The following is a 26,049-nucleotide window of genomic DNA, read 5'->3' as shown; positions in this document are numbered from 1 at the left end:
TCAGATCCCTCCGTCGACGTGCACGGTCTCGCCGGTCATGTAGCGGGAGCGGCCGCTGGCCAGGAACAGCACCACGTCGGCGACCTCCTCCGGCTCGCCCAGCCGGCCGAGCGACGTCATCGAGCGGTAGCGCTGCGCCTGCTGCTCGCTGAGGCCCGCCGCGGCGTCGGTGGTGATGATGCCGGGCGCGACGACGTTGACCCGGATGCCGCGCGGGCCGAGCTCCTTGCTGAGGGTGCGGGCGAGGCCGAGCACGCCCGCCTTCGAGGCGGTGTAGTGGGCGCGCAGCGGCACGCCGACCATGGCCGCCTTGGAGCCGATGACGACGACCGAGGCGCCCTCGGCGGCCAGCGGGAGCGCGCCGCGCACCACGAGGTACATGCCGGTCAGGTTGGTGTCGATCACCCGGTGCCACTCGTCCGGCTGCAGCTCGGCGAACGGCACGTGGCTGACGGCTCCCGCGTTGTGCACGACGACGTCGAGCGTGCCCAGGGCGGTGCGGCACTCGTCGAGCAGCCGGTCCACGTCGCCGGGCCGGCTCACGTCGGCCTGGACGACGCGGTGCTTGCCCGGCGTGCCCTCCAGCTCGGCCTCCAGCCGTCGCGCGGCCTGCTCGTCGCCCCGGTAGCAGGCGACCACGTTGCATCCCTCCCGCGCCAGGCCGAGCGCGATCGCCCGGCCGATCCCCCGGGTCCCGCCGGTGACCAGCGCGTTCCTACCGTCCAGCTGAAAACTCATCGTTGCTCCTCATGGGTGTCTCGACAGTCGGCGGGCGGTCACAGCAGCACGGCGGCCGCGGCGGCGTTCAGGACGAGGGCGAGCACCGCCAGCGCGGTGCGCCTGCTGTTCCACCGCGCCCACCGGCTGCGGAACCCCTCCATGTCCCAGCCGGCGGGCATCGCCCGCGGGTCCTGCGCCTTGATCCAGCGGTTCATCGGGACGTTGCGGGTCAGCGAGACCGCCACCACCGACACGGCCGTGAGGCCGGCCGCCGCGCACAGCGCCCGGCCGGCCCCCGACGGCTCCGTCAGCACGATCGCCGCGTCGGCGGCGAAGGTGACCAGCAGGCACGCCGGCTGGAACGGGTCGTAGCGGCCCACGGCGAAGGCGTGCGCCCTGACGTAGAGGTCGGCGCTGAGCGTGCGGTAGAACGGGACGACCCCGAGGACGGTCGCCACCAGCACGCCGGCGGCGAGCCCGTTGGCGAGCAGCGCCAGCGGCAGCAGGACCTGGGTCATCCCCGCCCGGCCTCCCGTGCCGCGCGCTCCACCTTCTCCTTGATCAGGTTCATCTGCACGGGCGAGTTGGCGTCGATCCGCCGGGTCATCGCCTCCAGGTCGACCGGCGACTCGGGCTTCATCCGGAAGTCCTGCGTCCAGCGCATCTCCACGCCGCCGGGCACGTCCCGGTACTCCCACCGGATGTTCATGTACTCGAACCAGCCGGTCTCGACGCGGTGCGCCCGCACGGTCCTGGTCCGCGGGTCGGCGGTCCGCTCCGACACCCACGACCAGGCGTTGCCGTCCTCGTCGGGGTGCATCGTCAGGCGGAACCGCACGGTGTCGCCGTCGCGGTGCAGGATCTCCGCCTTGGCGTACTCGCTGAACAGCTCCGGCCACGACTCGACGTCGTTGGTCATGTCCCAGACCAGCTCCATCGGGGCGGCGATGACCACGGAGCGGTCGGTGTGCCCGGCCACGGCTAGGCCACCTTCTGGCGGTTGACGTAGCCGAGCACCTCGGCGGGCGTCTTCAGCTCCATGATCACGTCGTCGGGGACGACGATCTCCCAGTCGCGCTCGATCCGGCCGGCGAGCTCCAGCACGGCCAGCGAGTCGTAGTTCATCTCGGTGAACGGGACGTCGGCGATGTCGCCGTCCAGGTCGACGGCCTCGTCCACGCCGGCGCTGGCCCGCATGAGGCCGCGCAGGTCGTCGAGGGTGAAGTCCTTCATCGGTCGCTCCTGTCGTCGGTCGGGTGGTCGGCCCGGCCGGGCCGGCCGGGCGGTTCCTTCAGGACGAGCGCGGCGTTGAAGCCGCCGTGGCCCCGGGCGAGGACCAGCGCGGTGCGCACCCGGCCGGCCCGCGGCTCGCCGGTGACCAGGTCGATCCGGCAGCCCGGCGCCGGGGCCGCGACGCCGGCCGTCGGCGGGATCACCGAGTCGCGCATGGCCAGCAGCGCCGTGGCGATGTCCAGGGCCGGGCCTCCGGCGTACAGCCGGCCGGTCAGCGTCTTGGGCGCGGTGACGGGCACGCCGTGGTCGCCGAACACGGCCGCGATCGCCTCCGCCTCGGCCCGGTCCGCCTCCGGGACGCCGGCGGCGTCGGCGAAGACCACGTCCACCTCGCCCGGCTCCACGCCGGCGTCGGCGAGCGCGCCCCGGATCGCCCGGTCCAGGGTGCGGGGACGGCCGCTGCCGGGCGGCGGGTCGAAGGTGGCCGCGTGACCGGCGACCACCCCGTACCACGTGCCGGCGCCGCGCTCCCGGGCGCTGTCGGCGTCCTCCACGATGAGGATCGCGCCGCCCTCGCCGGGCACGTACCCGTTGGCGTCGGCGTCGAAGGGCAGGTACGCCCGCCGCGGGTCACGGCGGGTGCTGAGCAGGCCGTTGGCCATCTGGCAGGTCAGGCCGTACGGGCTGAACGGGGCGTCGGTGCCGCCGCTGACCACCAGGCGGGCGCCGTCGTCCAGGACGCGCCGGGCCTGGGCCAGCGACTCCAGGGCGCCCGCCTGCTCGGCGACGACGACCCCGCACGGGCCGCGCATGCCGTACCTGATGGAGATCTGGCCGGTGGTCGCGGCGTAGAACCAGGCGATCGACTGGTAGGCGCCGACGTGCCGCGGTCCCTTGCTCCACAGTTCCTGGATCTCCCGCTGGCCGAACTCGACGCCGCCGGAGGAACTGGCCGTGATGACGCCCATCTCGTACTCGGGCAGGTCGGCGGGGACGACGCCGGCGTCGGCCAGCGCCATGTCCGCCGCCACCAGCGCCATGTGCGTCCAGTGGTCCGTCTGGGGGATCAGCCTGCCGGGCACGTTCCCGGCCGCGACGAAGTCGCGCACCTCGCCGGCCAGGCGCACCGGGTAGGAGGAGGCGTCGAACCTGCTGATCTCGCCGATCGCGCCGTCGCCGCGCAGCGTCGCCGCCCAGTGTTCCTCGGCGCCCATGCCGGTGGGTGCGACGACGCCGATGCCCGTGACGACCGCGGCCGCGCTCACGACGCCACCCGGCCGGGAGCGGTGAGCACGGTCGCCGTCTGGAACCCGCCGAAGCCGCTGCCCACGCTGAGCACCACGTCGATCGGCCGTTCGCGCGCCGTGTGCGGGACGTAGTCGAGGTCGCACTCGGGGTCGGGCGTGTCGAGGTTGGCCGTCGGCGGCACCACGCCGTGCTCGATCGCCAGGGCGCAGGCGGCCACCTCGATCGAGCCGATCGCGCCCAGCGAGTGCCCGATCATGGACTTGATGGAGCTGACCGGGGTGCGGTAGGCGTGCTCGCCGAGGCTGCGCTTGAACGCGGCCGTCTCGTGCCGGTCGTTCTGCTTGGTGCCGGAGCCGTGGGCGTTGATGTAGTCGACGTCGCCCGGGTCCACCCGCGCGGCGTCCAGCGCCACGCGGATCGCCTCGGCCATCTCGCGCCCGTCCGGCTTCAGCCCGGTCATGTGGTAGGCGTTGCCGCGCGTGGCGTACCCCGCGACCTCGCAGTAGACGTGGGCGTCGCGGCGCCGGGCGCGCTCCAGGTCCTCCAGGACGAACACCGCCGCCCCCTCGCCGAGCACGAACCCGTTGCGGTCCCGGTCGAACGGACGCGAGGCGCGGGCCGGCTCGTCGTTGCGGGGCGAGGTGGCCTTGATCGCGTCGAAGCACGCCACCGTGATCGGGGAGATCGGCGCGTCGGTCGCGCCGGCCAGGACGACGTCCGCCGTCCCCTCCGCGATCAGCCGGGCGCCGTAGCCGACGGCGTCCAGGCCCGAGGTGCAGCCGGTCGAGATCAGCGTCACCTGGCCCTCGGCGCCGCACGTCCACGCCACCTCTGCGGCCAGCGAGCTCGGCACCAGGTGCCCGTACAGGTGGGGGACGCCGTAGGAGTGGTCGACGAGCCAGTCGCGGCCCGCGTCGCTCACCACGGAGTACTCCTCCTCCAGGCTCATGGTGCAGCCGACCGCGCTGCCCAGCGTCACGCCGACGCGGGACGGCTCGACGTCCGGCAGTTCGAGGCCGCTGTCGGCGAGCGCCTCGCGCGCGCACACGACGGCGAACTGCGCGGCCCGGTCCATCCGGCGGATCTCGCGGGCGCCGAGGCCCTCCGCCGCCGGGTCGAAGTCGCACTCGGCCGCGATGCGGGACCTGAACCCGCCGGCGTCGAACAGCGAGACGGCTCGCGTCGCCGTCCGGCCCGCGGTCAGCAGCTCCCAGAACGCCTTGCGGCCCGTCCCGCCCGGGGCGACGACCCCGATGCCGGTGACGGCCACCCGACGGTGCGTCATCTGCCGTCCCCCACGCTGAGGGACGGCTCCGCGGCGTTGGGCAGCGGCTCGGTGTCGACGTGGCCGAGGTCCGGCCGCGGCGCCAGCGGGCCGAGCTGGAACACGGCCTGAGCCTGCTCCGTGCCGGTGTTCTCGACCCGGTGCCGGACGTCGACGGGGACCATGAGCGCGTCGCCGGCGGCCAGGGCGACGGGCTCGCCGTCCAGCCGCACCGTGAGCTCCCCGCGGACGAGATACAGGAACTCCTCCGAGTACGGGTGGTAGTGCTCGGACACGAACTCGCCCGGCTCAAGGGTCAGCACCCCCATGAACCCGGAGGTCGATCCCACGGTGGCGGGGCCGAGCAGGACGCGAATGTCACCACCGCGCCGCCGGTTGGGCGTGATGTCGCCGGCACTGACCTTCGATCGTGCTGTCGCCATTTGAAAGATCTCCTCTCGAAGCGGATTCCTCCGCCGGGCGTCATCATCACCGCCCCTCCTCGAAGCGACCTCGAATCACGCTTGAAGCCCGATGGCGAAAAGGCCGCGAAGAACGTGCCCCAGCTACATTCGAGTCCGTCTCAAGCCGCCGCCGCGATACTCCGTGCGGTGACCGAGACAAGGAGCGGCACACGTGATTGCCCACATTCTCACCGCCGTCGTGCTGGTCAGCAGCGGGATCGCGGCCGGCGTGCTGTTCACCCACGCGGTAGGGGTCTGGCCTGCGTTGCAGGCCATGACACCGGACCGCTACGTGGCGGCGCACAAGCTCCTCGGCCGTGCCTACGACCCGATGATGCCGATCATCGTGAGCACGTCACTGGTGCTGGACGTCATCCTCTTCGCGCTGTCCGAGAATGCCACGGCCCGTTTTCTCCACGCGACTTCCGCGATTTTCCTGGCCGGTGTCGGAGTGGTGTCCCAGACCCGGAACGTGCCCATCAACCGGCGCGTCAAGTCGCTCGATCCCGACGCCATTCCGGCCGACTGGGAGGACCCAAGAGGAATCTGGGGCAAATGGAATCTGCTGCGTACGACATTCGCCGTTCTCGCGCTGGTGGGAAACGCGGCGGCGGCCGTCGCGGCCGGCTGACCGAAGGAGAGGAGAGACGATGTCCGTGACCGGCGCCGAACGGGGGGTCGGCCTGCCGCCCGCCCGCGACACGGCCCAGCGCAAGGCCGACGTGCTGCAGCGGCTCGCGGCCGACAGGCACACCTGGCTGGCGACGTCCGGCCCCTCCGGCGCGCACCTGATCCCGCTGGCGTGCGTGTGGGACGGGACGCGCCTGGTGATGGCCACCCACGGCGGCAACAAGACCGTCCGCAACCTGCGCGCGGACGGCCGGGCGCGCGCAGCCCTCGGCAGCCCGGTGGACGTGGTGCTCGTCGACGGCCCCGTGACGATCGTCCCGCACGACAAGCTGCCCGCCGACGCTCCCGCCGTCCTGGCCGAGCTGCCCGTCAACCCCTCGCGGGTGCCCGGCTGCGTCTACCTGTTCCTGACTCCCCGGACCGTGCTCGCGTGGCGGCATCGGGGTGAGATCCCCGGCAGGACGGTGATGGACCACGGCCACTGGCTCGCCTGATGACGGAGCACGATCGCCGGCACGACCCCCGAGGAAGCAGATGACGGACACGACCCTGCCACTGGACAGCATCCCCGACTCGGCCCTGACCGACCCCTACCCCTTCTACGAGCGGCTGCGGGCGGCCGGGCGGGTGCACCGCCTGCGGACCCCCATCGGGCTGACGGCGTGGTTCGTCCCGCACTACGAGGACGCCCGGCCGCTGCTCATCGACCCGCGTTTCAGCAAGGCCGTGCACCACTCCGACCACGGGGCCGAGGACGGCGAGCGGGAGAGCTCGTTCGCCAACAACATGGTCAGCACCGACCCGCCGGAGCACACCCGGCTGCGCAAGCTGGTGCAGAAGGCGTTCACCCACCGCCGCACCGAACTGCTGCGGCCCCGGGTGCAGGAGTTCACCGACCGGATCCTCGACGAGCTCGAGAAGAAGGGCCGGGCGGACCTCATGGAGGAGTTCGCCTTCCCCCTGCCGATGATGGTCATCGGGGAGCTGCTCGGCCTGCCGCCGGAGGACCTGCCCTACCTGCGGGAGAAGACGGTCTTCTTCTTCATGGAGGAGAGCTACGAGGGCAGCCCCGTGCAGCGCTTCCGCGAGCGGCAGGCCGCCCTCGGCGAGTACGTGCGCAAGCTCATCGAGCGCAAGCGGCTGACCTCGGGCGACGACCTGATCCACGGGCTGATCGAGGCGCGCGACGGCGAGAACAGGCTCACCGAGAAGGAGCTCGTCGCGACGGTGATGCTGCTCATCTTCGCGGGCTTCCTCACCACCGTGAACCTGATCACGAACGGGCTGCACGCCCTGCTCGTCAACCGCGACCAGCTCGCCCTGCTCGCCGCGCGGCCCGAGCTGATCGACTCGGCCGTGGAGGAGTTCCTGCGCTACGAGAGCTCGCTCGGGCTGATCGAGGGGCACGCGACGGACGACATCGAGATCGGCGGGACCACGATCCCGGCCGGCTCCCTGATCATCGTGCCCGTCCATTCGGTCAACCGCGATCCCGCGGTCTTCCCCGACCCGCACCGGCTGGACATCACCCGCGACCCCAACCCGCACCTGGCCTTCAGCTACGGGCTGCACCACTGCCTGGGCGCCCCGCTGGCGCGGCTGGAGGCGCAGGTGGCCATCAACGCCGTGCTGAGGCGCTTCCCCGGCCTGACCCTCGACTGCGCCCCCGAGGACGTCCGGTGGCACCGCGACTTCTTCTCCCGGTCCCTGCGGGCGCTCCCGGTGCGGTTCGACCGGTGACCCGCTCCCCCGATCCGCTTCCGCCCCAGAAAGGAAACCGCATGTCCGTTCCGGATAGCGCACTGCCCATCATCAGGACGGCGACCGGGTTCTTCCAGGCGCAGGCCCTGTTCGCCGGGATCGAGCTGGGGCTGTTCGCCCGCCTGTCACGGGAGCCGGCCGACGCCGCGCAGATCCAGCGCGAGTTCGGCCTGCACCCGGCGCTGACCCACGACTACCTGGACGCCCTCGTCGCCATGGACCTGCTGGCCCGCGACGGCTCCACCTACCGGGCCGCGCCGCTCGCCGCGGCCCACCTCGACCCGGCGGCGCCCGAGTACATCGGCGGGTTCCTGGCCTTCAACCAGCGGCGGCTCTACCCGGCGTGGGGGACGCTCAGCGCGTTCCTGCGCTCGGGCGAGAACCTGGCGCAGAAGTTCTCCGACAAGGGGGACTTCACCGCCGAGCTGTACGCCGACCCGCGCCGGGCCCGCGCCTTCACCGAGGCGATGGACGGCTACGCGGTGCTGCTGGCCCGCCCGCTGGCCGAGAAGTACCGCTGGGACGAGGTGAAGTCCTTCGCCGACCTCGGCGGCTGCCGCGGGATGCTCACCATGCGGCTCGCCGCCGCCCATCCGCACCTGCGCGGCGTCACCTTCGACCTGCCGCCGCTGGAGCCGTTCTTCGACGAGCTGGCCGGCGAGCTCGGCGGCGGCACCGACCTGCGCGACCGGGTCGCCTACCAGGCGGGCAGCTTCTTCACCGACCCGCTGCCCGACACGCAGGTGTACATCTTCGGTCACGTCCTGCACGACTGGAGCGACGAGCGCCGCCGCGAGCTCGTGGGCCGGGCCTTCGACCACCTGCCGCCGGGCGGCACGCTGCTCGTCTACGACAGCATGATCGACGACGAGCGGCGCGAGGGCGTCTTCAACCTGCTGATGAGCCTCAACATGGCCATGATCAGCGGGTCGTCGGAGTACACGGTGGCCGAGGGCACGGGGTGGCTGACGGAGGCCGGGTTCACGGTCGAGGCGCCGGTCGCCCTGAACGAGATCACCACTCTGCTGGTGGCCAACAAGCCCCTCTGACCGTCTCTCCGCACACGTCTCCAGGCAAGGGCCCGACTCCCCCGTTCCTCTTCTCGTGGTCGTCGCAACGTCCCAGATGAGGGGATGCCATGGACTTCGAGACTCGGGAGGGCCGGGAACGCGCTCGGGGCCGCAGGGCTCTGTCCCGTGAGCGGGCGGCATACTCGCGGCTCGTGCGCAAGCACGTGGGGGCGCCATCGATCACATCGGCGGCGCCCCCCGACGTGCGTGGCAAGATCGGGCAGAACCTCGAGTTACGGGCCTACATCTGCGAGCACCTGCACAAGCGCTGAAGCCCGGAGCAGATCGTCCAGAGCCTGCGCCGGACCTTCCCCGAGCGGGCGGAGACGCGTGCATGCCACGAGACCCCAGGCTGGCCCCACGTTCTCAGACGGAATCGAGGCTCCACATGAGCAGGCGCCCGTCCCGCCCCGCCGTGATCACGGCGGGGCGGTCGTCGATCTCGGTGAGGCGGAGAGCGGACACCTCGCCATCGTGCTCGGCGAGCGGCTCGCCGAGCACGATGCCGTCCTCCAGGTCCCACACGTAGAGCCGTCCCTCTCCGGTGCCCGTCACCGCAAGCGGGCGTCCGTCCACGAGCCCTGCGTCCATGCAGGTGATGAAGTCGTCGAACTCGTCCTTCGCGATCAGCTCGGCGATGTCGTCCGGCCAGGTGAGCGGCTCGCCCCATTCGCCCGTCTCGGGGTCGCCGAGCACGACCTCGTCGCGGCCGGCCGCCACCACATGGGACCGTCCGCCGACCGATACGAGCCCCACCCCCTGCAAGCCGCCGGCATAGCGGCTGAACCCGACGAGGCTCCGCTTTTCCCGCAGGTCCCATATCGCGGCGCTGCCGTCCCAACTGCCCGACACCAGCACCGGCCTGTCCTTCAGCATCCCCGAGGTCAGGCCGCCGAGACCGTCGAAATGGTGGTCGCACAGCTCCGCGTACAGCTCGCGCCGTTCGACGTCGTACACGCGAACGCGAGGGCTCGTGCTGCTGTCGCCGCCGACGAGCATCGGGCGCCCGTCCAGCTCCATCCCCAGCGACCTTCCGAGACCGGCATGCGACTCGTCCACGAAGACCCGCACCGCGCCGCTCTCCAGGTCCCATTGAGCGAACGGCTGATGGTCCGCGCCCCCACCGACCACGATCCGGCCGTTGTGGGCGACGGCTCCGATCGCCAGCACCTCGATGGCGTCTATCCCACTGTCCTTGGGGAACGGCATGTCCAGCCGGTGCCTGCTCCACCGATCCTCGGACGGGTCCCACAGGAACACGTCGTTGACAGTGTCGACACAGACGAGGAGCGGACGTCCGTCCAGCCTGACGAGGTCGAAGTCCTCGATCGGGCCGGTCGAGGGGATCATGGCGGATCGGATCACGGAGAGGGCTGTCATGATCGACACCGTAGGGGAAACAGCCTCTGACCGATCCAGAACCGGATTGATTCACTGACGGCCCGAGGAGGCCGTCACTCGACAGCGGTGACGACTGTTGTTGCACCTATCGGTTCAGCGTCCTATAGTGAACCACATGGTTCAGCAAGAGGTTCTCGACCGCACGTTCGCCGCCCTCTCGGACGGGACCCGGCGGCAGATACTCGTCCGGCTCGGTCAGGGTCCCGCCTCGATCGGCGAGCTGGCCGAACCCTTCGGCATGTCGCTCACCGGCATGAAGAAGCACGTGCACGTCCTGGAGAGCGCCGGACTGGTCACGACGGAGAAGGTCGGCCGGTCACGGCAGTGCCGGCTGGGGGCCGAGCGCCTGGAGGACGCCATGTCGTGGATCGCGTTCTACCAGCGCCTGTGGGAGCGCCGGCTCGACGGCCTCGACGCCTACTTCACGCTCAGGAACGCCCCTGAGACGGACACCGGGAAGGACACCGAGCGATGACACCGGACGACACCGGCACCATCCAGCTACGCACGACCCGCGTGCTGCCCGCGACCCCCGAGGAGGTCTTCGACGCCTACACCGACGCCGAGAAGCAGAAGATCTGGTTCAGCATCCTCGACGAGCAGCCCGGCGTCGTCGAGATCGACGTCGACCTGCGCGTCGGAGGCCGGCAGACGGCGGTCTGGGGACCTGACCCCGACAACCTGTTCCGCGAGACGCAGACCTTCGTGGAGATCGACCGTCCGCGCCGCCTGGTCACCGAGTCCGTCGGCAGCGCTCCCGACGGCGGGAGCATGGCCACCACCGTCGTGGTCACCTTCGAGGAGCACGAGGGCGGCACCCTGCTCACGGTCGTGCAGAGCGGCTTCCCCGCGCCCGAGGTCCGCGACTTCTTCACCAAGGAGGTCTGGCCGGGGGCCCTCGACCGGATCGAGGCGTACCTGCGCCGCGCGGGGCGGCCGTCATGACGCCGGGCCGCGCCGCCGGCCCGCCCGCGGCGCGGCCTCGCGGCCGGACCGCCGTCATCGTCGCCGCCACCATGGCCGCCGCACTGGTCATCAACCTCTCCGTCTACGCGGTGGGGCGCGCCCTCGGCGGCGACTTCCGCTTCACCGCCGCGGGCGGGCCGGCCGAGGTGGATGCGGCCACCCTCGCCGGCTTCACCTCCGTGCCCCTGCTCATCGGGATGACGCTGGTGGCGCTGCTGTCACGCTTCTGGCGTGGGGTGGTCCTCGTGGCGATGGCCGTGGCCCCGGCGCTCGCCCTCCTGACCATCCCGGTCATGACCATCCCCGCCGACCTCAACGACGCCGGCACGGTCACGCTGGCGCTGTGCCATGTCGCCCTCGTCCCCGTGACGATCACCGGCCTTCTGGCCCTGCGCGCCCACCGCGCCGGCGGGTCACCCACAGCCGCGCCGGAGTAGGGACGAAGGCCGCGCGACGCTCCGCCCCTCGGCCACGTGCCTGCCGAGCCGAGGGGCCGTGCGCGGGCGCGTCACACGCGCTGCCGCGCCCCTCGTCGATGCGCTCGGGGACGGCCGCCCTTGGATCTCGATGGTGACGGTCCGGAGGCCCGCTTGCGGAGGCCCGCGGCGGGGTCGCGACAGGGTTGACACGGATCTGGTGATCAATCATTCTGATCCGCGGCGTGCCGAAAACGGCACAAAAAACTCAACAATCGGCAGGCGTGACAATGACGTCAGATGCCCCATCTTTAGCATCTGTGCTGCGGCTTTACCTGGACCGGCTGAGCGAGACCCCAGACAGGATCGCCATTTCGGCCGGTCAAGATCACTTCACTTACAGTGAGCTGGACCGTCTCGCGAACGGCATCGCCGTTCGGTTGCGTCCTTGCGCGACCACCGGGCAGCCCTGGGTCGCCGTGCTCGCGGATCGTTCCATCCGGCTGGTGGCGGGGCAGCTCGGCGCGATGAAGGCGGGCCTCGCCTTCGCGCCCATCGACCCCGCCACCCCGGCGGAGCGCATCCGGGCCATGCTGGCCGGAGCCGCGGCCGTGGTCACGGCGCCCGAGTGGCGATCCCTGGCCCCCGACGGCATCCCCGTGATCGACGCGCTCACCGCGGCCGACGCCTCGCCCCTTCCCGACGCCTCGCCCCTTCCCGACGTCGGGCCCGACGACCTCGCCTACGTCGTGCACACCTCCGGCTCGACCGGCACCCCCAAGGGCGTGCTCGTGCCCCACCGCGCGCTGGACAACCTGATCAGGTGGTCGCACGAGACCTTCGGGCTGGGCGGCCGTGCCCCGCTGCTCACCAGCCCCAACTTCGACCCGTCGGTCTGGGAGATCTGGATGTACCTGACCGCGGGCACCACGATGGTCATCCCGGACGAGCGCACCAGGCTCTCGCTGCCCGCGCTGCGCGACTGGATCGTCGAGCAGGAGCTGACCACCTGCTACGCGCCCACCCCCATCGCCGAGGGCCTGCTCGGCCTGTCCTGGCCCGAGGAGACCAGGCTGAGGACGCTGAGCACCGGAGGCGACAGGCTCACCACCTACCCGCGCCCCGGGCTGCCCTTCAGGCTGGTCAACCTGTACGGTCCGGCCGAGTGCGCCGTCAACGCGATCGCCGGCGAGGTGCCGCCCGGCGACGACCGGAGCCGCCCGCCCGCGCTCGGCACTCCCCTGCCCGGCGTCACCGTCCACCTCCTGGACGAGGACATGCGGCCCGTCGAGGAGGGCGAGATCCACCTCGGCGGGGTGTGCGTCGGCCTCGGCTACCTCGACCTGCCGGACCTGACGGCCGAGCGCTTCGTCCGCGACCGGGACGGCCGGCTCCTCTACCGCACCGGCGACCTCGCCCGCCGCGACCGGACGGGCGAGATCGAGTTCCTGGGACGGCTCGACGACCAGGTCAAGATCCGCGGCAACCGCGTCGAGCTCGGCGAGATCGAGACCGTGCTCGGCCGCCACCCGGGGGTGCGGGCCGTCACGACCGCCGTCCGCGGCCGCGACCTGGTCGCCTACGTCGTGGGCACGGCGACCGAGCAGGAGATGCGCGTCCACCTCCGCCGGCTCCTGCCCGACTACATGATCCCCACAGCCTGGGTGTTCCTGGACGAGCTCCCGCTGACCGGCAACGGCAAGGTGGACCGCGCCGCGCTTCCCGGCCCGGTCCGCGAGCACCGCTCGGCCACACCGCCCGGCACCCCCACCGAGACGCTGCTCGCCGGCATCTGGCAGGACGTCCTCGACGCCGGGCCGATCGGCGCGGACGACGACTTCCTGGCCCTGGGCGGCCAGTCGCTGCTGGCCATGCGCATCGCCGCCCGCGCCGGCGAGAGGCTGGGCAAGCCGGTCGAGCCGCGGATGCTCTTCGAGCACCCCACGGTCGCCGCGCTCGCCCGCGCCGTCGACGACCTGCCGGAGACCGCCGCGGCGGCCCCGGACAAGGGCGGGCTCACGCCGGCGCAGCGCCGGCTCTGGTTCATCGACCAGATGGCGCCCGGCGCGCAGTACAACGTGCCCATCCTGTACGCCCTGGACGGCCCGCTCGACACCGCGCGCCTGGAGAGCGCGATCAACGAGATCGTCCGCCGGCACGCGCCGCTGCGCACCCGCTACGAGGAGCGCGACGGCGAGCCGGTGCCCGTGGTGGAGCCGGCGGTGACCGTGCCGCTGAAGGTCATGGACGCCACCCCGCGCGGCGCGGTCGCGCTGGCCAAGCACGCCGCCCGTGACCCCTTCGACCTGCGCGAGGGGCCCGTGCTGCGGGCGCTGCTGCTCCGGCTGGCCGACGACCGCCACCGGCTGCTGCTCAGCGTCCACCACATCGCCTTCGACGGCTGGTCCGCCGGGGTCCTCCTCGACGAGCTGGCGCGGCTGTACGCGGGCGAGAGCCTGCCCGCGCCGGCCGGGACGTACCGCCGGGCGCCGGGCGCCGACGGCCTGCCGTACTGGAGGAAGCTCCTGGAGTCGCCGCCCGAGCGGCTGGGGCTGCCCGCCGACGGCCCGGGGCCGTCCGGCCCGGCACGGCGCGGCGGCCGGGTGCGGGCCACGCTGCCGGACGGGCTGCTGACCGAGCTGGAGTCGCTGGGCAGGCGCGCCCAGGCGAGCCCCTTCATGGTGGTGTTCGCGGCCTTCCAGGCCCTCCTGCACCGCTACAGCGGCCGGGACGACATCGTCACCGGCGTGCCGTTCTCCGGCCGGGAGGCGCCGGGCGCGGACTCCGCGATCGGGTTCTTCGTGGAGACGCTGCCGATCAGGACCGCCTTGGAGGGCGACCCGTCCTTCGAGCGCCTGCTGGCGCACGTGCGCGAGAGCGTCCTGGCCACGCCCACGGACGTGCCGCTCGAGGAGATCGTGCGGGAGCTCTGCCCGGACGGCCGGCCGCCGTTCGACGTGATGTTCGCGATGCAGGAGCCCCCGGCCGCGCGACGCGCCGGCGGGGTGACCTTCCGGATGCTGGAGGAGGTCGAGAACGGCGGCGCGAAGGCCGACCTGGTGCTGTACGCCGAAGGGCGCGAGCTGAGCCTGGAGTACGCCTCCGACCTGTTCGAGCGCGCCACCGCCGAGCGCCTGCTGGCCCACTACGTGCGCGTCCTGGAGCAGGTGGCGGCCGACCCGGCCGCGCCGGTCTCCGCGCTGCTCGCCCGCGACCACGGCCCCGCCGGCCGCGGCCCCGGCCAGACCCTGCACGGGCTCTTCGAGCAGCAGGCCGACCGGACGCCCGACGCGGTCGCCGTCGAGTTCGAGGGCGCCGCCCTCACCTACGCCGAGCTCGACCGGCGCGCCAACCAGCTGGCCCACCTGCTGCGCGAGCTGGGCGTGGGCCCGGAGGTGCCGGTCGCCCTGCACGTGCGCCGCTCGCTCGACCTGCCCGTCGCCCTGCTCGGCATCCTCAAGTCGGGCGGCGCCTACGTGCCGCTCGACCCCTCCTACCCCGAGGGACGCCTCACCCAGGTGCTCGGCCGGGTGGACACCCCGGTCCTGGTGACGCACCGGGCGCTGGCCGGCGGCCTGCCGCACGAGCGGCCCGTCCATGTCGACACGGACCTCGACGGCCGGCCGGACCACCGGCCGGACGGCGGAGCCACCCCGGACGACCTGGCCTACATCCTGTTCACCTCGGGCTCGACCGGCCGGCCCAAGGGCGTGGCGATGCCGCACCGCCCGGTCGCCAACCTCATGGCCTGGCACAGCGGCTCCTACCGGAGCCTGCAGTTCACCGCGCTCGGCTTCGACGTCTCGGTGCAGGAGATCTTCAGCACCTGGGCGTACGGCGGGACGCTCGTCATGGTGAGCGACGAGGTGCGGCGCGACCCGGCCGCCCTGCTCGGCCACATCGCCCGCCACCGGGTGGAGCGGATCTTCCTGCCGTTCGTGGCCCTGCAGTCGCTGGCCGGCGCGGGGATCGAGCCGCCCGCCACGCTGCGCGAGGTGATCACCGCGGGCGAGCAGCTCCAGGTGACCCCGCAGCTCGAACGGTTCATCAGGCCGTGGATGAGGCTGCACAACCAGTACGGGCCGACCGAGGGCGCGATCATCGACATCGCCCACACGCTCACCGGCCCGCCCGGGGACTGGCCGCGGCTGCCGCCCATCGGCAAGCCGATCACGGGCGTCCAGGCGCTGATCCTCGACCGCCTGGGCCATGAGACGCCCGACGGCGTACCCGGTGAGCTGCATCTCGGCGGCGCCTGCCTGGCCCGCGGCTACCACGGCCAGCCCGAGCTGACCGAGGAGCGGTTCATCACCTGGCGCGACGGGCGCCGGCTGTACCGGACCGGTGACCTCGCCCGCCGCGACGAGGCCGGGGACATCCAGTTCCTGGGCCGCGCGGACGACCAGGTCAAGATCCGCGGCTACCGGGTCGAGCCCGGCGAGATCGCCGCGGTGCTGGCCGGGCACCCCGCCGTGCGCGAGGCGTTCGTCATGGCGCGTGAGGACCGGCTGGTGGCGTACGTGGTCGCCGACGACACCACCGGGCTGCGCCCCTACCTGGCCGAGCGGCTGCCCGAGTACATGGTGCCGAGCACGTTCGTCCCGCTGGAGTCCCTGCCCGTCAACCCGTCGGGCAAGGTGGACCGGCACGCCCTGCCGGACCCCGGCCAGGGGGTGCGCGCCTTCACCGCCCCCGTCACCCCGCTGGAGCAGGTCGTCGCGGCCGTCTGGCAGGAGGTGCTCGGCGGCCGGGTCGGACGGCACGACAACCTCTTCGAGCTGGGCGGCCACTCGCTCAACGCCACCAGGATCGCCTCCCGGCTGCGGGAGGCGCTGGAGGTGCGGGTCCCGCTCCGCACACTGTTCTCCCACCCGACCGTCGCCGAGCTCGCCGCGCACCTCACGTCGCCCGACGTGGAGGCGGCTGCCGAGCTCTATCTCATGGTCGCGACGTATTCGGACGACGAGGCCGAAGCCCTGCTGCGGTCGATGGAAGGTCCCCAATGAGTCTGTCAGACCAGCAGCGCCAGCTCCTGGAAGCGTTACGCAGGAAGAAGCTGCAGGCCGCGACCGCCCGGTCCAGGCCCGACCGGCTGCCCTTGTCGTTCACCCAGCTTCGCGCCTGGTACCTCGACAGGATGGCGCCGGGCGCCGCCCACTACCTGATCCCGCTCGCCTTCCGCGTCGAGGGTCCCCTCGACCGGGAGGCGCTGCACCGCGCGCTGAACGCCCTGGTGGCCAGGCACGAGAGCCTGCGCACCACGTTCGCCATGGACGAGGACGGCCCGTACCAGATCGTGGCCGACTCGCTCACCGTCGAGCTGGCGGACGTCGAGGACGCCACGCCGATGGACCTGACCACCGGCCCGCTCATCCGCGCCCACCTGCTGCGCGAGGGCCCCGAGCGGCACGTCCTGCACCTCACCCTGCACCACATCGTCGCCGACGCCTGGTCGCTGGACGTGCTGCGTCGGGAGCTGAGCGCGCTCTACGACGGCCGTGAGCTGCCGCCGCTGCCCCGGCAGTACCCCGACTACGCGATCGGGCAGCGGGAGAAGGACCACAGCGCCGATCTCGCCTACTGGCGCGAGGCGCTGGCGGGCGCGCCGCCTGTCAGCGAGCTGCCGGCGGACCTGCCCCGGCCGGCCGTCCAGACGTACGCGGGGGCCGAGCTGCCCTTCACGCTCGACCTCCCGCGCGAGGAGTTCAGGGCGTACTGCCGGCGCCTGGGCGCGACGCCGTACATGGTGCTCCTCGCGGCCTACCTGGTGGTGCTCTCCCGGCGCTCCGGTCAGCGCGACCTGGTGGTCGGCACGCCCATCGCCAACCGCGACCAGGTCGAGTTCGAGGGCCTGATCGGGTTCTTCACCAACACCCTGGCCGTCAGGGCCGACTTGTCGGGCGAGCCGTCGTTCGCCGAGGTGGTCGAACGGGTCAGGGACGCGGTGCTCGACGCCCACGACCACCAGGGCATGCCCTTCGAGCGGCTGGTGGAGGAGCTCAACCCCGAGCGCCGCCTGGACCGCAGCCCGGTCTTCCAGACGATGTTCAACATGCTCCCCGAGGCCACGGCCGAGCTGGAGCTGACCGGCCTGACGGTCACCCCCGTGGAGATCCCCGAGCGCACGGCCAAGTTCGACCTCACCGTGGGCGTCCGCGAGACGCTGGACGGGCTCGTGGAGTACAACACGGACCTGTTCCACGCGGGGACGATCCGCGGCCTGGTGGCCGACCTGGAGCAGGTGCTGACCAGTGCCGTGGACGGGGACGAGCCCGCCCTGGCGACGGCCGGAGCTACCGCCGCGGGGACGGCCGCGGGGACGGCCGCGGGCACTCCGCGCCACGAGGTGGCCCGGCTCGTCACCCGGGCCTGGCGCGAGGCGCTGGGCACCGCCTCCTTCGGCCCGGAGGACAACTTCTTCGAGGTCGGCGGCCACTCACTGCTGGTGCTGCAGGTGCACGAGCGCCTGCGCAAGCGGTTCGACCTCACGGTCACCGACCTGTTCAGGTACCCGACCGTCGCCTCGCTGACGGCCTTCCTCAGCCCCGACGCCCCGGCGTCTGAGGCGGTCACGGCGGCCGGCGCGCCCGCCTCCGGAGCGCTCGCCATCGTCGGCATGGCCTGCCGCTTCCCCGGCGCCACCGGTCCGGAGGAGTTCTGGGCGGCGATCCGCGACGGCGTCGAGGCCGTCCAGGACTTCACCGACGAGGAGCTGCTGGCCGACGGCGAGGACCCCGGCCTGCTGGCCGACCCCGCCTACGTCCGGTCGGGAACCGTGCTCGACGGCATCGACCTGTTCGACGCCGAGCTGTTCGCGTTCACCCCGCGCGAGGCCGAGATCCTCGACCCGCAGCAACGCCTGTTCCTGGAGACCGCCTGGGAGGCGCTGGAGGACGCGGCCTGCGACCCCGAGCGCGTCACGGGACGGATCGGCGTCTTCGCCGGCTCGGCGATGAGCACCTACTACATCGAGAACCTGCTGGCCGCGCCCGACGTGCTCAGGGCGGTGGGCGGGTACCAGGTCATGCTCGGCAACGACAAGGACTCGCTGCCCACCCGGACCTCCTACAAGCTCGACCTGCGCGGCCCCAGCGTCAGCGTCAACACCGCCTGCTCGACCTCGCTGGTCGCCCTCCACCTGGCCAGGCAGAGCCTGATCGCCGGCGACTGCGACGTCGCGCTGGCCGGAGCGGTGCGGGTCAACGCCTGGACCCGCCGCGGCTACCTCTACCAGAGCGGCGGCATCGGCTCGCCGGACGGCCACTGCCGGCCCTTCGACGCCGAGGCCCAGGGCACGATCGGCGCGAGCGGCGTCGGCGTCGTCGTGCTGAAGCGGCTGGAGGACGCGCTCGCCGCCGGCGACACCGTCCACGCCGTCGTGCGCGGCTCCGCGGTCAACAACGACGGCACCCGCAAGGTCGGCTACACCGCGCCGGCCGTGGACGGGCAGGCGGAGGTCATCACCGCCGCGCTGGCCTCGGCCGGCGTCGAGCCCGGCACGATCGACTACATCGAGGCGCACGGCACGGGCACCGCACTCGGCGACCCCATCGAGGTCGCGGCGCTCTCCCAGGTCTTCACCGGGGACCGGCCGATCGCGCTGGGCTCGGTCAAGTCCAACATCGGCCACGCCGACGCCGCCGCCGGAATGGCCGGGCTGATCAAGACCGTGATGGCGCTCAAGCACCGCACGCTGCCGCCCACGGTCAACTTCGCGACGCCCAACCCGCGCATCGACTTCAGCCCGTTCCACGTGCCCACCGCCGGCGCCGAATGGCCGCGGGGCGACAGGCCGCGCCGGGCGGGCGTCAGCGCCTTCGGCATGGGCGGCACCAACGCCCACGTCGTGCTGGAGGAGGCGCCGCCCGCGCCGCCCTCCGCCGCGCCCGCGGCCGGCCCCCACCTGCTCGTCCTGTCGGCCGCCGGTGAGGCGGCGCTCGCCGAGTCGGCCACCCGGCTGCGCGCCCACCTGCGCGCGCACCCGGACACCGACCTGGGCGACGTCGCCGCCACCCTGCGGCACGGCCGCCGCCGGCTGCGCCACCGCGGCGTCCTCGTCGCCGAGGACCACCGCTCGGCGCAGGAGGCCGAGCTCATCACCGGCGCGTCGCACCGCCGCGAGGTGGCCTTCCTCTTCCCCGGCCAGGGCGCGCAGCGCCGCGGAATGGGCGCCGGCCTGTACCGGTCGGAAAACGTCTTCCGCGCCACGGTCGACACCTGCTCCGCCGTCCTGGAGCCGCACCTCGGCCTCGACCTGCGCCAGGTCCTGTACGGCGAGGCCGGCGACCTCGACCAGACCCGCCTGACCCAGCCCGCGCTGTTCGTCACCGAGTACGCGCTCGCCCGCACGCTCATGGCGCGCGGCGTCCGCCCGGCGATGATGGCCGGTCACAGCATCGGCGAGTACGTCGCCGCGTGCCTGGCCGGGGTGTTCACCCTGGAGGACGCCCTGCGCCTGGTCGCGGCGCGCGGGCGGCTGGTGCAGAGCCTGCCGCCCGGCTCGATGCTGGCCGTTCCGCTGCCCGAGACCGAGGTGGCCGGGCTGCTCGGCGAGGACCTCTCCCTGGCGGCGGTCAACACCCCCGAGACGTGCGTCGTGGCCGGTCCGGAGCGGGCCGTCGCCGATCTTGAGCGGCGACTGACCCGGCAGGGTGTCGCCTGCCGAGCGCTGCGCACCTCGCACGCCTTCCACTCCGCCATGCTCGACCCCGTGCTCGACGCGTTCGCCGACGAGGTCACCGCGGTCCGGCTCGGCACTCCCGACCTGCCGTACCTGTCCAACGTCACGGGCGACTGGGCGTCCGGCGCCGAGACCAAGGACCCCGCGTACTGGGTGCGCCACCTGCGGGAGACCGTGCGCTTCGCCGACTGCGCCCGCGCGCTGGTCGAGGCCGACGCCGCGATGGTGGAGGCCGGGCCGGGCCGCACGCTGGCCACCCTGGTGCGCCGCCAGGGCGGCCAGGCGGCGATCGCCCCGTTCACCGAGCCGGACAGCGGGCAGGCCGCGCTGCTGGAAGGCGCCGGGCGGCTGTGGGTGAACGGCGCCGACGTCGACTGGGCGGCGTTCGCGCCGCCGGGCAGGCGGGTGCCGCTGCCCACGTACCCCTTCGACCGGCGGCGGTACTGGGTGGAGCCGCGCGCCCGGCGCTTCGAGGTCACCGCCGCGACGGCGGAGCCCCCGCTCGCGACGGCGCCGCCCGGCGCCGCGCCGGCGGAGCGGGAGGCCGACCCGGTCGCCGCGGCCTGGCACGACGTGCTCGGCATCGCGCCGGCCGGCCCGCAGGCCGACTTCTTCGAGCTGGGCGGCGACTCCCTCGTGGCCACCCAGCTCGCCTCCCGTCTCGGCCTGCCCATCGAGGCGATCTTCGACAGTCCCACGCTGGGCGGCCAGCGGGCGCTCGTCGCCGCGGCGGCGAGCACGCGCGAGGGGGTGCCGGCCGTCGCCGCGGCGGCCCCCGTTCCCGAGATCGTCCCGGCCGTCGCCCCGGCTCCGGCCCGCGAGGTGATCCCGGTGGTCGAGGACCCCGGACCCGCGCCCGTCTCGTTCGTCCAGCGGCGCATGTGGTTCATCGACCAGGTCCACGGCTCGGCCGCCTACGTCGTGGCCACGGCGCTGGACCTGCGGGGAGAGCTGGACGTGGCGCGGCTGCACGACGCCGTGCGCGAGCTGGCGCGGCGGCACGAGTCGCTGCGGACCGTCTTCCGCGCCCCGGACGGCGAGCCGGAGCAGGTGGTGCTGCCCGCAGGGGAGGTGCCGCTGCCGCTCGACGACTGCGACGACGCCGAGCGGGCGCTGAGCGAGGAGGCGGCCCGGCCGTTCGACCTGGCGCGCGGCCCGCTGTTCCGGGCCCGGCTGCTGCGGCTCGCCCCCGACCATCACGTCCTGTCGCTCGCCTTCCACCACATCGTCGTGGACGGCTGGACGATCACCCTGCTGCGCACCGAGCTGGCCGCGCTGTACAACGGCCGGACGCTGCCCGAACCGGCGGTCAGGTACCGCGACTACGCCCGCTGGCAGCGCGAGCAGACGGCCGACCTCGGCTTCTGGGCGGAGCGGCTGCGCGGCGTCCCGCACAGCCTCGACCTGCCCACGGACCGGCCCCGGCCGCCGATGCAGACCTTCGAAGGGGCCGTCGCCACCCACGCCCTGCCGGCGGAACTGGCCGGAGACCTGCGGCGGCTGAGCCAGCAGCGCGGCGCCACGCTCTACATGACCCTGCTGGCCGCGCTCCACGCGCTGCTGTACCGCTACAGCGGCCAGGAGGACATCTGCGTCGGCTCCCCCGTGGCCGGGCGCACCCGCCCCGAGTTCGAGGACATCGCGGGCTGCTTCATCAACACCCTGGTCATGCGGGCCACCGTGGACGGCGGCCTGCCGTACACGGAGCTCCTGGCGCAGGTGCGCGAGTACGCGCTCGGCGCGTACGCCCACCAGGACGTGACCTTCGAGCGGCTCGTGGAGGAGCTGAACCCGCCACGGGACCTGTCGCGCAACCCGCTCTTCCAGGTGCTGTTCAACCTGCTCAACCTGCCCAAGAGCGACCTCGACATGGCCGGGCTGGCCGTGGAGGAGCTGGCCGTGGAGACCGGCACCGCCCAGGTGGACCTGGTGCTCTACGTCTACGAGCAGGGCGACGAGCTGCTGTGCCGGCTGGAGTACAACACCGCGCTCTACGACGCCGGCACCGCCCGGCGGCTGCTGCGGCACTACGAGACCCTGCTCTCCGGCATCGTCGCGACCCCCACCGCCCCGATCTCCGACCTGGGGCTGCTCACCGGCGAGGAACTGGCCGAGCAACTCGACAGCCAGGACGTCGAGGTGCCCGACCTGTGCGTCCACGAGCTGGTGGAAGCCCAGGCCGACCGTACGCCGGACGCCGTGGCCGTGACGTTCGAGGGCGTCTCGATGACGTACCGGGAGCTGGACGAGCGGTCCGACCGGGTGGCCCGGCGCCTGCGGGCGGCCGGGGTCGGCCCGGAGACGCTGGTGGGCGTCGCGCTGGAACGGTCGGCCACGATGCTGGTCACCCTGCTCGGCGTGCTGAAGGCGGGGGGCGCGTACGTGCCGCTCGACCCGATGTACCCGCAGGACCGGCAGGACTACATCATCGGCCACTCCGGCATCGGCGTGCTGGTCACGGAGCGTGAGCTGGCCGGCCGCTACACCGGTTTCCGGGGGGAGCTCATCCTCACGGACGACGGCTTCGGCGAGGAGAGCCCGGGACGGCTGCCCGGGTCGGCCACGCGGGACAACCTCTGCTACGTCCTGTACACCTCCGGCTCCACCGGGCGGCCCAAGGGCGTGCGCGTCCAGCACTCCTCAGTGGTCAACTTCCTCACCTCGATGAGCCGCGAGCCCGGCCTGACCGGCGACGACACGCTCCTGGCCGTCACGACGTTCGCCTTCGACATCTCGGTGCTGGAGCTGTTCCTCCCGCTCACGGTCGGCGGCCACGTGGTGATCGCCGGCCGGGAGGCGGCCTACGACCCGGTGCGGCTGGCCGCCCTGCTGGACGACGCGACGGTCATGCAGGCCACCCCGGCGACCTGGCGGCTGCTGCTGTCGGCCGGCTGGGAGGGCAAGCCGGGCCTGAAGGCGCTGTGCGGCGGCGAGGCGCTTCCCGCCGACCTCGCCACCGACCTGCGCGGACGGGTCGCCGAGCTGTGGAACATGTACGGGCCGACCGAGACCACGATCTGGTCCACCCTCACCCGGGTGACCGACGGGCCCATCACGATCGGCCACCCGATCGCCAACACGCGCATCCACCTGCTCGACACGGCGATGAACCTGGTCCCCACCGGCGTGGTCGGCGAGCTGTACATCGGCGGGGACGGCCTGGCCCGCGACTACCTCGGCCGGCCGGAGCTGACCGCGGAGCGCTTCGTCACCTGGCGGGACGGCGCCAGGCTGTACCGCACCGGTGACCTGGCCCGCCGCCGGGCCGACGGCTCGATCGAGTTCCTCGGCCGGGCCGACGGTCAGGTGAAGGTCCGCGGCTACCGCATCGAACTGGGCGAGATCGAGTCGCTCCTGCTGGCGCATCCCGCGGTCCGCGAGGCGGCCGTGGTGGTGCGCGGCTCGGACGAGGACAAGAGCATCGCCGCCTACCTGGTCACCGACACCGGCGACGAGCACGACTGGCGGGAGTACCTGCGGCGCAAGCTGCCCGACTACATGATCCCGTCGGCGTTCGTGCCGCTGGACACCCTGCCGCTCACCCCGAACGGCAAGGTGGACCGCAAGGCGCTGCCCGAGCCGGTGGGCCAGGCGCGGGCCGAGGGCGCGGCGCCGCGGACGCCGGCCGAGGCCAGGCTGGTCGAGCTGTGGTCGGCGATCCTGGGCGTGCAGGGGATCGGGATCGACGACGACTTCTTCGCGCTCGGCGGTGACTCGTTCAAGGCCGTGCGGGCCGTGCGGGACTCCGGGATCCAGGCGACCGTGCTGGACCTGTTCAAGCACCCCACGGTCCGCGCGTTCGCCGCGCTCGACGGGTCGTCGTCGCAGGGCGGCGGCCTGCTGCACGAGCTGACGCCCCCGCGTCCCGCGGCCTCGCTGACGCTGGTCTGCGTGCCGTTCGCGGGGGCCGGGGCGATCACGTACCAGCAGCTGGCCGCGGCCATGCCCGAGCACGTCACCATGCTCGCGCTGGAGCCGCCGGGCCACGACACCGGCAACCCCGGCGAGCCCGTCCTGCCCTTCCGCGAGCTCGTCGAGGGCTGCGTCAAGGAGATCAAGGACAGGGTCGACGGGCCCGTCGCGCTGTACGGCCACTGCATGGGCGGCGCGCTCACCACCCTGCTGGCGCGCCGGCTGGAGGAGGAGGGCGTCGACCTGGTCAAGGTCGTCATCGGCGGGCACTTCCCGGCCCCCCGCCTGCCCGGCAAGGCGTTCGCCTGGATGCGCAGGGTCTTTCCGATGGAGCGGTGGACCTCCAAGCGGCAGGCGCTGGAGTTCCTGCGGGCCATGGGCTTCTTCACCGAGGCGCTGGAGCCCGGCGAGCGCGACTTCATCATGGGCGTCTTCCTTCACGACACCCAGGAGGGCGAGGACTACTACACCGAGCTGTACGACAAGCCCATCGAGAAGCTGTCGGTGCCGCTCGTGTGCGTGGTCGGCGAGAACGACCGCGCGACCGAACTGTACGAGGAGCGCTACCGCGAGTGGGAGGCCTTCTCCGACTCGGTGTCGCTGGAGGTGATCCCCAGGGCGGGCCACTACTTCCAGAAGCACCAGGCCACCGAACTGGCAGAGATCCTCACCGGTGCCGACGCCGGTGGTGCCGGCACCGATCCCGTCGCCGCCCCGGCCGCGACCGCCCCCGTCGCGACCGCCCCGGCCGCGATCACCCCGCCCGCGCTCACCCCGTCCGCGACGGTCCCGCCGCGGACGGAGCGGCGGCAGCCCAGCCTGAGGACGTTCTTCCTGGTCGCCCTCGGCCAGCTCGTGTCGCTGATGGGCACCGGACTGACCACGTTCGGCCTGGGCCTGTGGGTCTACCAGCAGACGCAGTCGATCACGATGTTCTCCATCGTGTCGGTCATGGCCCTGCTGCCCGCCGTCGTGCTGGCGCCCATCGCCGGAGCGGTGGCCGACCGGGTGGACCGCAGGCTCGTCATGATCGTCGCGGACTCGGCGGCGGGCTGCGGCTCCATCGTGCTGGCCGCTCTGCTCTGGACGGGCGGCCTCCAGCTCTGGCACGTCTACGTCATCGTCGCCGTCGGCGCCGTCTCGACGGCCTTCCACCAGCCCGCCTACATGGCGGCCGTGGCCCAGCTCGTACCGAAACGGTATTACGGCAGAGCCAACGGCCTGGCCCAGCTCGGACAGGCGGCGGGGACCGTCCTGGCGCCGCTGCTGGGCGGCGCGCTCGTGGCCGTGATCGGAATGCGCGGCATCGTCGTGATCGACCTGTGCACCTTCGCCTTCGCGGTCACGGTGACCCTGGCGGTCCGCTTCCCGGACGCGCTGTTCAAGAAGCGGGAGGAGCCGTTCTGGCAGGAGGTGACCGGCGGCTGGCGCTACATCTCCCGCAGGCACGGCCTGCTGGCGATCATCCTGTTCACCTCGTTCCTGAACTTCCCGTTCGCCATGGTCGAGGTCCTGGCCACGCCGCTGCTGCTCAGCCTCACCGACGCCCGCGGCCTGGGGCTGGCGCTCTCGATGAGCGGCGTCGGGCTCGTGGTGGGCAGCGTCGTCATGACGGTGACGGGCGGCCTGGCGCGCCGTACGCACGGCATCCTCGGCTGCTTCATGGCCCTGGGCGTCGCCTTCGCGATCATCGGGATCGCGCCGCACCCGGCGCTGCCCGCGATCGGGCTGTTCCTCGTCGGGCTGCTCACCGCGCTGCTGAACGCGCACTGGTTCTCGATCGTGCAGCAGAAGGTCGGGCTCGACCTGCAGGGCCGGGTCATCGCCACCAACCTGATGCTCAGCTGGGCCATGGTCCCGGTCGGCTTCCTGCTGGCCGGGCCGCTGGTCGAGCACGTCTTCAACCCCATCGCGGGAGCCGCCCAGGGCCGGGGCATCGGCCTGCTCACCCTCGTGGCGGGCGCGGTGACGGTGCTGATCGGCCTGGCGGCCTTCCGCTACCGGCCGGTCCGCAACCTGGAGGACGACCTGCCCGACGCGATCCCGGACGCGGTGGTCATCACCGACAAGGACGAGATCCAGCAGCAGGCCGACCGGCAGCTCGTCGGCTGACCCGCGTTCTCCCCGGAACAGATTGTAGGGGTAATGCTCCGTGGCTGCGGGGTTCGGCTCGTGTTCCCAGCAGGGAACACCGTTTCCCGGTAGGGGCAAGCCTCCGCCGGCCGGTCGGCGCAGGCCCCCGGATGCCACGGACACCGTCTCCAGGCGGGGCCCGACGCCGACG

Annotated in this window: 17 protein-coding genes and 1 pseudogene; 10 read left to right on the top strand and 8 right to left on the bottom strand. The window is 72.8% G+C overall.

The window, feature by feature from the left end; all coding sequences use genetic code 11:
* Genes CXR44_RS27860 through CXR44_RS27830 form a run of 7 tightly spaced genes read right to left on the bottom strand, consistent with a single transcriptional unit; the run spans position 1 to position 4,908 of the window.
* A complete protein-coding gene (locus CXR44_RS27860; protein ID WP_101789091.1) occupies positions 1-738 on the bottom strand; it encodes an SDR family NAD(P)-dependent oxidoreductase in 738 nt (245 codons plus the stop codon).
* Positions 739-776: 38 nt separating this feature from the next.
* Positions 777-1,238, bottom strand: coding sequence for an anthrone oxygenase family protein (locus CXR44_RS27855; protein ID WP_101789090.1), 462 nt, complete (start codon positions 1,236-1,238; stop codon positions 777-779).
* Complete coding sequence (locus tag CXR44_RS27850; protein ID WP_101789089.1) at positions 1,235-1,699, bottom strand: SRPBCC family protein; 465 nt, start codon at positions 1,697-1,699, stop codon at positions 1,235-1,237. The genes CXR44_RS27855 and CXR44_RS27850 overlap by 4 nt, the downstream gene beginning before the upstream one ends.
* A gap of 2 nt (positions 1,700-1,701) precedes the next feature.
* Positions 1,702-1,953: an acyl carrier protein gene (locus CXR44_RS27845; RefSeq protein ID WP_101789088.1), complete on the bottom strand. Its 252-nt coding sequence runs from the start codon at positions 1,951-1,953 to the stop codon at positions 1,702-1,704.
* Positions 1,950-3,218 (bottom strand): ketosynthase chain-length factor, encoded by a 1,269-nt coding sequence (locus CXR44_RS27840; RefSeq protein WP_101789087.1) that lies wholly within the window; start codon positions 3,216-3,218, stop codon positions 1,950-1,952. The genes CXR44_RS27845 and CXR44_RS27840 overlap by 4 nt, the downstream gene beginning before the upstream one ends.
* Positions 3,215-4,486 carry a beta-ketoacyl-[acyl-carrier-protein] synthase family protein gene (locus CXR44_RS27835; protein ID WP_101789086.1) on the bottom strand — a complete coding sequence of 424 codons (1,272 nt, stop codon included), beginning with the start codon at positions 4,484-4,486 and terminating at the stop codon, positions 3,215-3,217. Before CXR44_RS27835 ends, CXR44_RS27840 begins: the two co-directional genes overlap by 4 nt.
* A complete protein-coding gene (locus CXR44_RS27830; protein WP_101789085.1) occupies positions 4,483-4,908 on the bottom strand; it encodes a cupin domain-containing protein in 426 nt (141 codons plus the stop codon). Before CXR44_RS27830 ends, CXR44_RS27835 begins: the two co-directional genes overlap by 4 nt.
* Before the next feature lie 193 nt (positions 4,909-5,101).
* Between CXR44_RS27830 and CXR44_RS27825 the strand changes: the two genes are divergently transcribed.
* The 5 genes and pseudogenes from CXR44_RS27825 to CXR44_RS27805 form a co-directional block, all read left to right on the top strand.
* Positions 5,102-5,560: an anthrone oxygenase family protein gene (locus CXR44_RS27825; RefSeq protein WP_245899455.1), complete on the top strand. Its 459-nt coding sequence runs from the start codon at positions 5,102-5,104 to the stop codon at positions 5,558-5,560.
* Positions 5,561-5,579: 19 nt separating this feature from the next.
* Positions 5,580-6,053: a pyridoxamine 5'-phosphate oxidase family protein gene (locus CXR44_RS27820; RefSeq protein ID WP_101789084.1), complete on the top strand. Its 474-nt coding sequence runs from the start codon at positions 5,580-5,582 to the stop codon at positions 6,051-6,053.
* A 40-nt stretch (positions 6,054-6,093) separates the two neighbouring features.
* Positions 6,094-7,299, top strand: coding sequence for a cytochrome P450 family protein (locus CXR44_RS27815; RefSeq protein WP_101789083.1), 1,206 nt, complete (start codon positions 6,094-6,096; stop codon positions 7,297-7,299).
* Between the two features lie 41 nt (positions 7,300-7,340).
* Positions 7,341-8,369, top strand: a complete 1,029-nt coding sequence (locus CXR44_RS27810) for a methyltransferase (protein ID WP_101789082.1) — start codon at positions 7,341-7,343, stop codon at positions 8,367-8,369.
* Between the two features lie 89 nt (positions 8,370-8,458).
* Positions 8,459-8,737, top strand: a pseudogene (locus tag CXR44_RS27805) (IS30 family transposase); the annotation flags it as partial.
* 19 nt (positions 8,738-8,756) lie between these two features.
* On the opposite strand, the gene CXR44_RS27800 reads toward CXR44_RS27805, so the two are convergent.
* The gene (locus CXR44_RS27800; protein WP_144070098.1) at positions 8,757-9,770 is read right to left on the bottom strand and encodes a WD40 repeat domain-containing protein; all 1,014 of its coding nucleotides are present in this window, start codon (positions 9,768-9,770) and stop codon (positions 8,757-8,759) included.
* 136 nt (positions 9,771-9,906) lie between these two features.
* On the opposite strand from CXR44_RS27800, the gene CXR44_RS27795 reads away from it, so the two are divergent.
* The 5 genes from CXR44_RS27795 (at position 9,907) to CXR44_RS27775 (ending at position 25,877) form a co-directional block, all read left to right on the top strand.
* A complete protein-coding gene (locus CXR44_RS27795) occupies positions 9,907-10,266 on the top strand; it encodes an ArsR/SmtB family transcription factor (RefSeq protein ID WP_101789079.1) in 360 nt (119 codons plus the stop codon).
* Positions 10,263-10,736: an SRPBCC family protein gene (locus tag CXR44_RS27790; protein ID WP_101789078.1), complete on the top strand. Its 474-nt coding sequence runs from the start codon at positions 10,263-10,265 to the stop codon at positions 10,734-10,736. Before CXR44_RS27795 ends, CXR44_RS27790 begins: the two co-directional genes overlap by 4 nt.
* Complete coding sequence (locus tag CXR44_RS27785) at positions 10,733-11,194, top strand: DUF6069 family protein (protein WP_101789077.1); 462 nt, start codon at positions 10,733-10,735, stop codon at positions 11,192-11,194. Before CXR44_RS27790 ends, CXR44_RS27785 begins: the two co-directional genes overlap by 4 nt.
* 269 nt (positions 11,195-11,463) lie before the next feature.
* Positions 11,464-16,179 carry a non-ribosomal peptide synthetase gene (locus CXR44_RS27780; protein ID WP_101789076.1) on the top strand — a complete coding sequence of 1,572 codons (4,716 nt, stop codon included), beginning with the start codon at positions 11,464-11,466 and terminating at the stop codon, positions 16,177-16,179.
* Positions 16,176-25,877, top strand: a complete 9,702-nt coding sequence (locus tag CXR44_RS27775; protein WP_101789075.1) for a hybrid non-ribosomal peptide synthetase/type I polyketide synthase — start codon at positions 16,176-16,178, stop codon at positions 25,875-25,877. Before CXR44_RS27780 ends, CXR44_RS27775 begins: the two co-directional genes overlap by 4 nt.
* Positions 25,878-26,049: the final 172 nt, after the last annotated feature.

The sequence above is a fragment of the Nonomuraea indica genome (assembly GCF_002850745.1).
Classification (GTDB): Bacteria; Actinomycetota; Actinomycetes; order Streptosporangiales; family Streptosporangiaceae; genus Nonomuraea; species Nonomuraea indica.
This window is presented reverse-complemented; position numbering and strand designations above follow the sequence as displayed.

What these genes read in the sequence shown, in the direction of transcription:
- CXR44_RS27795 (WP_101789079.1), top strand. Translation starts at nt 9,907, where the DNA reads ATGGTTCAGCAAGAGGTTCTCGACCGCACGTTCGCCGCCCTCTCGGAC.
- CXR44_RS27780 (WP_101789076.1), top strand. Translation starts at nt 11,464, where the DNA reads ATGACGTCAGATGCCCCATCTTTAGCATCTGTGCTGCGGCTTTACCTG.
- CXR44_RS27835 (WP_101789086.1), bottom strand. Translation starts at nt 4,486, where the DNA reads ATGACGCACCGTCGGGTGGCCGTCACCGGCATCGGGGTCGTCGCCCCG.
- CXR44_RS27860 (WP_101789091.1), bottom strand. Translation starts at nt 738, where the DNA reads ATGAGTTTTCAGCTGGACGGTAGGAACGCGCTGGTCACCGGCGGGACC.
- CXR44_RS27845 (WP_101789088.1), bottom strand. Translation starts at nt 1,953, where the DNA reads ATGAAGGACTTCACCCTCGACGACCTGCGCGGCCTCATGCGGGCCAGC.
- CXR44_RS27800 (WP_144070098.1), bottom strand. Translation starts at nt 9,770, where the DNA reads ATGACAGCCCTCTCCGTGATCCGATCCGCCATGATCCCCTCGACCGGC.
- CXR44_RS27855 (WP_101789090.1), bottom strand. Translation starts at nt 1,238, where the DNA reads ATGACCCAGGTCCTGCTGCCGCTGGCGCTGCTCGCCAACGGGCTCGCC.
- CXR44_RS27830 (WP_101789085.1), bottom strand. Translation starts at nt 4,908, where the DNA reads ATGGCGACAGCACGATCGAAGGTCAGTGCCGGCGACATCACGCCCAAC.
- CXR44_RS27775 (WP_101789075.1), top strand. Translation starts at nt 16,176, where the DNA reads ATGAGTCTGTCAGACCAGCAGCGCCAGCTCCTGGAAGCGTTACGCAGG.
- CXR44_RS27790 (WP_101789078.1), top strand. Translation starts at nt 10,263, where the DNA reads ATGACACCGGACGACACCGGCACCATCCAGCTACGCACGACCCGCGTG.
- CXR44_RS27810 (WP_101789082.1), top strand. Translation starts at nt 7,341, where the DNA reads ATGTCCGTTCCGGATAGCGCACTGCCCATCATCAGGACGGCGACCGGG.
- CXR44_RS27785 (WP_101789077.1), top strand. Translation starts at nt 10,733, where the DNA reads ATGACGCCGGGCCGCGCCGCCGGCCCGCCCGCGGCGCGGCCTCGCGGC.
- CXR44_RS27815 (WP_101789083.1), top strand. Translation starts at nt 6,094, where the DNA reads ATGACGGACACGACCCTGCCACTGGACAGCATCCCCGACTCGGCCCTG.
- CXR44_RS27820 (WP_101789084.1), top strand. Translation starts at nt 5,580, where the DNA reads ATGTCCGTGACCGGCGCCGAACGGGGGGTCGGCCTGCCGCCCGCCCGC.